This window comes from Arthrobacter sp. I3, assembly GCF_000520575.1.
GTDB lineage: Bacteria > Actinomycetota > Actinomycetes > Actinomycetales > Micrococcaceae > Arthrobacter > Arthrobacter humicola_A.
The window spans coordinates 1-4,933 of sequence record NZ_AZSB01000543.1; the positions used below are offsets into that span (position 1 = coordinate 1).

A 4,933-nucleotide genomic window follows, 5' to 3' on the forward strand; every position below is an offset into this window, starting at 1 on the left:
GCCGCGCGGACGGGCCACCACGACCGCCAGCGGCGCATCGGTGCGCAGCCGGTATTCCTTGCCCTCCGGGGAGGTATACGCCAGCGTGCCCCGGGCCGCGTCTTTGAGGTTCAGGACACTGTCCACCACGTTATGCCACGTCGGGGTGCTGGCATCCTCCAGGTCCGCGAGCCAGACCCGGGCGCCGGAGTTCAGGGCGTTGATCGCCATCTTCGCCGGGGGCGCGGGCCCGGTCATCTCCACCCGCCGGTCCAGCAGTGCCTCCGGCGCCGCGGCAACCTGCCATCCGCCGTCCCGGATTGCCTGGGTTTCCGGCAGGAAATCCAGGGCCCCGGTCCGGGCCACGTGATCGCGTTTGACCTCGCGGGCCTTCAGCAGGCCCGTGCGGGTGCCGGCGAAACGCCGGTGGAGTTCCGCCACGAAGGCCAGGGCCTCCGCGGTCAGAATCTCCCCGGCACGGGCGATCGGCTCCGGGTCGGTCAGTACATAGGCGGGGTTCTGCATCAGGAAGTCCTTCTAGTAGGTGTGCGGGAGGGGTGGCGGCGGTCTTGCGGCCGGCGACAGCGCGAAATACTCCGCTAGTCACATGAGAGTTGAGCGTTATAGACTGGCAAGGGCGATTCATCGGAACTCGGCGAAGTCAGGGTAAAGGTCTCTGGCCTGACTTTTGGATTTGCCAGGCTCGCGATCTTCATTTGCTTGGACCGAGGTTTTTTGGTGCGGGAGCGGGTACCATCGTCGCTCGTGTCCGCCGCAGCGCCTGTGCCAGCCCGGTGTGGCGGAGCGTGGACGCGACGGATGGTGTGCTCTTTGACGTCGAGAAGCTTGCGCTCTCCCGAACGACTATGGATCCATACGATGCCATGGTTATAGGCGGCGATGTCTACAACCCCGAGCCATTGCCCACCGCTGTCGTCGTAGGCTTCGACGTGGTCACCGGACGCGAGTGCGGAGATAGCTTCCATCTGGGTTTGCGAGATTGCGTCTTTCAATCAAATCTCCGAGACCTCTAGCGTGCAGACTCGCAGTCTGCACGCAGGAAAATGGTCAACCGAGGAGATGCGCTGTCCTGTCATACCGAGAAGTCTTCTTCCCTAGTCACACCATAGGGAACGTCCGGACTCACGGACACGATGTACGTTTGCGGGCAGTGACGCATGACGAGCACTCCGTTCCTGCCATCCCGCATCGCCTTGGCTTCCGCGGCCTCTACCGCCGCGTCGAGGCGTCTTTCAATGAGGGCTGGAGTGTCGCCGGTGACCCGGAAAGTGCTTCCGAGATGCTTTGTTGTCCTCATAGCTCTATTTCCGTCCTTGATAGGTCGTGGTGGAATTTCCTGTGGCCCGTTCTGACGGGCCACAGATGGATGCAAGGCAGCCGGATCTTTGGCTTGAGAGATGCCTCGTGCCGTGGCAGCGATACTTTCCAGAGCCAGGAGTATCCACTCCAAAGCCTCGCGATTGCCTGCAAGCTGCGGCTTATTGGTTAGACGAGCGGAGCACAGAGTCTCGTGATGGGATACCGCATGTTCAAGGTTCGTGAGAAGGTGCAGGATCTGTTCCGGAAGGTCTTCGTCCCCGATGGCTGAAAGGAGAGAATCCTCGGAAGACTCTCCACGGTGACGATGCCTGGAGCGATACCCGGGGGGCGAGCCACCTATGGTTTCCACTTGTTGAGGTACTACGGGCTTATCATCGGACCAGTTGATGCCGCGAGACGCCTGTTCGCTCACTCCAATCGTGCCGCGCATGTCCATCACGGCTTCTTGAGTGGTAATGGCCAAGGTCACGGGATTATCTCGCTTGTCAGATTAATGAATGGGACGACGCCGCCGGCACTCTGTGCGGTGCAGGCGGAGGTCTCCTGGCAGGATGCCATGGGAACTGATTCAGTAGGAGCTAGACGGCTTCGAGCACGCTGACGTAGTTGGCGATGCCGACGCCGCCCATGTTCTGCACGGCGGCGCGGCGCGGGGCGGCCAGTTGCATGTCGCCGGCGGTGCCGGTGAGCTGCATCGCGGCGATGACGTGCTGCGAGACGCCGGTGGCGCCGACCGGGTGGCCCTTGGCCTTGAGCCCGCCGGAGACGTTGATGGGCAGCTTGCCGTACTTGAAGACCCAGCCTTCCTGGACCGCGCGGGCGCCCTGGCCCGGTTCGGTCAGGCCCATGGCCTCGTACATGAGCAGCTCGGCGATCGTGAAGCAGTCGTGCACCTCCGCGAAGTCCAGTTCGTCGAGCCCGACGCCGGCCATCCCCAGGGCCCGCTGCCAGGACGCCCGGGTGGCGGTGAACGCGGTGGGGTCCCGGCGCTCGGCCGGGAAGAAATCGTTGGCGTGGCCGAAGCCGGCGAGCCGCACCGGCGCGGTGACGCCGCCGGTGGGGGCAACACTGATCACGACGGCGGCGGCGCCGTCGGACACGGGGGAGCAGTCGGTGCGGCGCAGCGGATCGGCCACCATCGGGTTCTTGTCCGAGACGGTCCGGCAGAACTCCTCACCGAGGTCCTTGCGGAGCTGGGCGTAGGGGTTGTCGACGCCGTTGCGGTGGTTCTTCGCCGCGATCGTGCCGAGCACATCGCTGACCGGCCCGTAGCGCTTCCCGTAGTGCTTCGCGACCTCGGCGAACAGCCCGGTGAAGCCGGTGGTGGAGGCCTTGCCGGCCATGTCATAGTCCGCGCCGAGCAGGGCGGCGCCCACGACGTCGGCCCCGGCCTGGGTCATCTTTTCGGCGCCGATCACCAGGACGGTCTTCGCCGTGCCGGCCAGCAGCGACTTGGTGCCCTGCTGGAACGCGGCCGAGCCCGAGGCGCAGGCATTCTCGACGCGGGTGGCCGGAACATTGGCGAGCTGTTCCGAGACCTGGAGCGCGAGCGAGGAGGGGAAGGCCAGCGGCATCATGCCGGAGTTGAACTGGCCCAGGTAGATCTCGTCGATCTGGCCTGGTTCGATGCCTGCGTTGCCGATCGCCTCGGTGGCGACCTGCACGATCAGGGATTCCAGGGTGTCGTCCGCCAGCCTGCCGAACCGGCTGTGGCCCCAACCGGTGAGCAGGACATCCTTGCCGAACTGGTCCTTCAGGCTCATGCTGTGGCTCCTTCCAAGGCGGATTCGTCGAGGGCGACGGCGAACGCGGCCCCGGTCTTCTCCCGGATCTCCTCGACAGTGATGCCCGGCGCGAGGCGGGTCAGCGTGAGCTGCCGGACGCCGTGGACCTTCTCCAGGTCAAACACCGCCAGGTCGCTGATGATCCGGTCCACGCAGCTCAGGCCGGTGAGCGGGAGGGTGCATTCCGGAACGATCTTGGCGCTGCCGTCCTTGGCGTTGTGCTCGGTGAGGACCACGACGCGCGGGGTGCCGGCCACGAGATCCATGGCGTTGCCGATCGCCTCGGTGGCGACCTGCACGATCAGGGACTCCAGGGTTTCGTCGCTCAGCTTGCCGAACCGGCTGTGGCCCCAGCCGGTGAGCAGGACGTCCTTGCCGAACTGGTCTTTGAGGCTCATGCCGTCGCTCCTTCAAATTCGAGCGCGACATCGAAGTCGGCTTCGGTTTTTTCGCGGATTTCCTCCACGGTGACGCCCGGCGCGAGGCGCGTGAGCGTGAGCTTCCGCCCGCCGTCTGCTTTGTGCTCATTCTTCACAAGGTCGAAGACCGCGAGGTCGCTGATGATGCGGTCCACGCAGCTGAGCCCGGTGAGGGGCAGCGTGCATTCCTTGACGATCTTGGCGGTGCCGTCCTTGGCGTTGTGCTCGGTGAGGACCACGACACGCGGGGTGCCGGCCACGAGGTCCATGGCACCGCCCATGCCCTTGACCATCTTGCCGGGGATGGTCCAGTTGGCGAGGTCACCGTTCCCGGAGACCTGCATGGCGCCCAGGATGGCGACCTTCACGTGCCCGCCGCGGATCATGCCGAAGGAGGTCGCGGAGTCGAAGATGCTGCCGCCGGGCAGGACCGTGACGGTCTGCTTGCCGGCGTTGATGAGGTCCGCGTCCTCCTCGCCCACGTGCCCGCCGCGGATCATGCCGAAGGAGGTCGCGGAGTCGAAGATGCTGCCGCCGGGCAGGACCGTGACGGTCTGCTTGCCGGCGTTGATGAGGTCCGCGTCCTCCTCGCCCTCATAAGGGAACGGACCCATGCCGAGCAGGCCGTTCTCGCTCTGCAGGACGACGCGGACGCCCCCGGGCAGGTTGTTGGCCACCAGCGTGGGGATGCCGATGCCAAGGTTGACGTAGTCGCCGTCGTTGAGTTCTTCGGCCGCGATGGCAGCCATTTCATTCCGGGTCCAAGCCATGGTGATTCTCCTCAGAAGTCTTCAGGTGCAGTTCAGGCGGGTCCGACGGCGGGCGCAGCCCCGGCGCGCGGGCGGACCGTCCGCTGTTCGATGTCCTTGATCCGGCCGCTGGCCTGGATCAGGCGCTGGACGAAGACACCGGGGGTGACGATGTGGTTGGGATCCAGCTGACCCGGTTCCACGATCACCTCGGCCTCCGCTACCGTGACAGCGCCGGCGGTCGCGACCACGGGGTTGAAGTTCTGCGCCGTGTAGCGGTAGATGAGGTTGCCGTCGGTATCGGCGGTGTGCGCGTGGACCAGGGCGACGTCGGCCTTGATGGCGCGCTCCTGGACATACGTTTCGCCGTCGAACTCCGCCAGCGGCTTGCCTTCGGCGACGAGGGTCCCGACGCCGGTCTTGGTGTAGAAGGCGGGGATGCCGGCGCCGCCGGCGCGCAGCCGCTCGGCAAGGGTGCCCTGCGGGGTGAACTCCACCTCCAGCTTCCCGGCGAGGTACTGCTCGGCGAAGAGCTTGTTCTCCCCCACATAGGAGGCGATGACCTTGGCCACCTGGCCGGCTTCGATCAGCACGCCGAGGCCCTTGCCGTCCACGCCCATGTTGTTGGAGACGACCGTGAGGTCCTTGACGCCGGAATCCC

The 4,933-nt window shown here is 65.6% G+C and carries 5 protein-coding genes and 2 pseudogenes; all 7 read right to left on the reverse strand.

Going from position 1 to position 4,933, the window contains the following annotated elements:
• A pseudogene (locus Y706_RS23190) lies at positions 1 to 504 on the reverse strand (malate synthase A); the annotation flags it as partial.
• Between the two features lie 74 nt (positions 505 to 578).
• The gene (locus Y706_RS28610; RefSeq protein ID WP_156945050.1) at positions 579 to 992 is read right to left on the reverse strand and encodes a hypothetical protein; all 414 of its coding nucleotides are present in this window, start codon (positions 990 to 992) and stop codon (positions 579 to 581) included.
• A gap of 80 nt (positions 993 to 1,072) precedes the next feature.
• Positions 1,073 to 1,789: a hypothetical protein gene (locus Y706_RS29965; protein ID WP_253906675.1), complete on the reverse strand. Its 717-nt coding sequence runs from the start codon at positions 1,787 to 1,789 to the stop codon at positions 1,073 to 1,075.
• Positions 1,790 to 1,898: 109 nt separating this feature from the next.
• On the reverse strand, positions 1,899 to 3,083 hold the full coding sequence (locus Y706_RS0102490; RefSeq protein ID WP_028275332.1) for an acetyl-CoA acetyltransferase: 1,185 nt from the start codon (positions 3,081 to 3,083) through the stop codon (positions 1,899 to 1,901).
• A pseudogene (locus tag Y706_RS0102495) lies at positions 3,080 to 3,448 on the reverse strand (CoA-transferase); the annotation flags it as partial. The gene Y706_RS0102490 and the pseudogene Y706_RS0102495, both read right to left, overlap by 4 nt.
• Before the next feature lie 50 nt (positions 3,449 to 3,498).
• Positions 3,499 to 4,293, reverse strand: a complete 795-nt coding sequence (locus tag Y706_RS0102500; protein WP_028275334.1) for a CoA-transferase — start codon at positions 4,291 to 4,293, stop codon at positions 3,499 to 3,501.
• A 32-nt stretch (positions 4,294 to 4,325) separates the two neighbouring features.
• On the reverse strand, positions 4,326 to 4,933 hold a 608-nt coding region (locus tag Y706_RS0102505; protein ID WP_028275335.1), incomplete at its 5' end, for a CoA transferase subunit A.